Below are 2,592 nucleotides of genomic sequence, written 5' to 3'. Positions count from 1 at the left end.
TTTGGGAGTAATCCCAACCCACACACTGAAAGAACTCTGTAGAAATATAGGGTTCTTTTTTAGTAAATATTACCCCTTGAACGTTTGTTTGGTAGAAGGTATAATACAAAGACTCTCTTCCGATTGCATCAAATATATTGCAATCATACACGATTAGTTATATTATTAACTAAACAACGTGTGTGGAGGAAAAAAAGAAAATGGTAATATTTTTTGCAAAATTAAATTTAGAGTCTGTAGAATTATTGAATATGTATGGCGAGGAAGCAGCTTTTGATAAGATGAGAGCAAGCATACTTGCCTTTTTAAAGCATAATAGAAACTATGAAATTGAAGAGTTTAAAAAGGATGAAAATGGGAATAAGTATCCAGTTAAGACAAATTTTAGGTTAATGATTGGAACCAAGAAGGACGATCATATTATAGGGAGGATAATAAAGTCTACACGTCTCTTTTATAAAGATCTTAATGCAACAACAAACGAGTTGGAATCGCATTCCGTTCCCACAATGGAAGAAGTAACATTTTATTATGATGCCAATAGAGAAATGGTTGCATTTCATACACGACTTCGGTTTGGGCGCAGTGAGTTTATTGATGCATTCGAAGCTCTTGTCAATCAATGTATGGAAGAAAATGAATCACCACTAAGATTTACGGTAAATCTGTACAATGAGGGAATGGATATAAAAGAAATTGAGAAAGAATTAGATGAAATTAAAAATATAAAAGAGCTCAAATTTAAATTTAGGCTGCCTAATCCAGCAGATGACATAATGTTGGAAGAGATAAGAGAAAGGGTAACAGACGTAGCAGAACAGCTCAAAGAAGCAAATGCTCATACGATGAGTACTGTGTTCGATACAGATGGTAAAGTAGGGCTCAATATTAAAGCCGATGAGATTAAAAAAAATATCAATATGGTCGGCAATTTAACTCAAGGTATAAGTGCTGAGGATGCGACGAAAAACAGTTACGCTGTTGTGGAAGCCACTTCTCTTAAAGGTAATGTATATACAACGATGGAAAAAAGACCGGTTACGACAGTTGTTCCTGATGGAGCATCTTCAGAAGAATTTGTTACAGCGTGCAAGGATACTATTTGGAGAATATTTATAGACAAGTTACATAGAGAGGAATCTAATGATTAAGCGGATAAGAGAGTTTAAGCGATATAGGGATTATTACGCACTTGAGTGTTTTGAAGTATATGTTAGCATTATATTAACATTGATAATATCCTACTTTTTTTTAGAAACGATAGGGATATATAGGAATTTTATTTATATGCAAGATGGAGTGGCTCAAATACTACTCACACTTGCTGGAGGAGAAATAGGCTTGTTAGGAATATCGTTAGCTGGTATAGCAATTATCGTATCTCTTCTTTCCCCGGAGTTAAATGCCCTACTATTGAAAATAGACAAGAACGACGTTGTTAATAGAACTTTGTCGCATTTTGAATTTTCGGCGCTCAACCTGTGTGTTCAGATTATTTATTTTGTATGTATATATTTAGTAATCTGTAGTCCTCAGGTTGGATTGAGTGAAAATGTATTTAATATATTGTTTGTCCTTGTTACATATCATTTTATATTCAATATGCTGTATATTTTAGCGCTGATAGGCAATTGTATTGAGATAAATAATATAAAAAATGGCGTAAATAATATTATAAAATCGAGCAAAACTACGGTTGATATTGCTAACGAATTACGCATAGATTATTTATTGGCGCTGATGTTGAGGGACAAAGATATTGATAGAGATGAATATCTACGAGAGCTTGATAAAATGATTGACAATACAAACATTGCAAATAGTAGTGAAGTGAAACAGTATTTAAAGAATTATTACGGCATTAAGAAACAATAATGAATAACCCCTAAGCACCCCTAACCGGGTGCTTTTATAATACCTAAAAATAGTGGTAGAGCAACGCATTCGTAATGCGTAGGTCATTGGAACAGTATACAGAAACAGAGGTGAGGTGATTGCCAAAAGCAAGAAATGAAAATTCATATAAAGCAGAGGAGCTATTCAATGCCGGCATATCCTTGGTTGAGATTGCAAGTCAACTAAGTGTTCCGGAAGGAACCGTCCGGAGGTGGAAGCATACCTATGGATGGGGACTAAAAGAAAGCGAACGTTCGGATAAAATTAAAGCGAACGTTCGGAAAAAGAAAAAGGGAAAAAGAGGTGCTCCAAAGGGAAGTAGAAATGCTGCTGGTCATGGTGCACCTGTGGGGAATCAGAATGCCAGAAAGCATGGTCTCTTTTCCCGGTACCTCCCAAAAGAGACATTGGCCATTATCGAGGAGATGTCTCAGGATCCTTTGGACCTATTGTGGGACCAGATACAGATTGCTAATGCTGGTATCATTCGGGCACAGCAGATTATGTACGTCAAGGATAAAGACGATAAAACCAAATCGAAGATTGAAAAGAAACGAGGGAACGTCTCCGGAGAAAAGTGGGAGATTCAGTATGCCTGGGATAAGCAGGGTAGCTTTTTGCAAGCTCAGGCAAAGGCACAGGCAGAACTTAGGAACCTGATAAAGCAGTACGACGAGATGTTGAACAAGAATTGGG

Annotated in this window: 3 protein-coding genes; all 3 read left to right on the top strand. The window is 36.3% G+C overall.

Translation table 11 applies throughout. The features are described 5' to 3' along the window. The first annotated feature begins 200 nt into the window (after nt 1-200). Nucleotides 201-1,151 carry a DUF4747 family protein gene (locus NHH15_RS15365; RefSeq protein ID WP_262067529.1) on the top strand — a complete coding sequence of 317 codons (951 nt, stop codon included), beginning with the start codon at nt 201-203 and terminating at the stop codon, nt 1,149-1,151. Nucleotides 1,152-1,287: 136 nt separating this feature from the next. Then, nucleotides 1,288-1,875 carry a hypothetical protein gene (locus NHH15_RS15360; RefSeq protein WP_262067528.1) on the top strand — a complete coding sequence of 196 codons (588 nt, stop codon included), beginning with the start codon at nt 1,288-1,290 and terminating at the stop codon, nt 1,873-1,875. 119 nt (nt 1,876-1,994) lie between these two features. Next, a partial coding sequence (gene terS / locus NHH15_RS15355) for a phage terminase small subunit (RefSeq protein ID WP_262067527.1) occupies nt 1,995-2,592 on the top strand: 598 nt, incomplete at its 3' end.

The sequence above is a fragment of the Aequitasia blattaphilus genome (assembly GCF_024721305.1).
Classification (GTDB): Bacteria; Bacillota; Clostridia; order Lachnospirales; family Lachnospiraceae; genus Aequitasia; species Aequitasia blattaphila.
The sequence above is the reverse complement of the archived record's forward strand: the minus strand, read 5'-3'. Positions and strand labels throughout refer to the sequence as shown.